This window comes from Marinobacterium sedimentorum (genome assembly GCF_024267675.1).
In the GTDB taxonomy this organism is placed as follows: domain Bacteria; phylum Pseudomonadota; class Gammaproteobacteria; order Pseudomonadales; family Balneatricaceae; genus Marinobacterium_A; species Marinobacterium_A sedimentorum.
This window is the reverse complement of the sequence record NZ_JALDYX010000225.1, coordinates 1-210: the sequence shown is the minus strand read 5'-3', so window position 1 is coordinate 210 and position 210 is coordinate 1. Positions and strand designations below refer to the sequence as shown.

At 61.0% G+C, this 210-nt stretch carries 1 pseudogene; it reads right to left on the bottom strand.

The features are described from left to right. Window positions 1-210 (bottom strand): annotated as a pseudogene (locus MRS74_RS23885) (hypothetical protein); the annotation flags it as partial.

Here is a 210-nt window from a genome sequence, read left to right as displayed (position 1 = left end):
ATCAAGGATCGGCTGGGGGCATCGAGGGCTTCCAGCATTTGGGTGAAATCTGCCTCGCGCAATTGGTTACCTTCGGCGCGAATAGCCGGGGGGATTTCAGGAATTTCAGCGAGGCCCTCGGTCAGGGCTCGAAAATACAGCCCCGTACCGCCGACAATGATCAACCGCTCGCCACTGGCGCGCACATCGGCAACGTCGCGCAACCAGGCC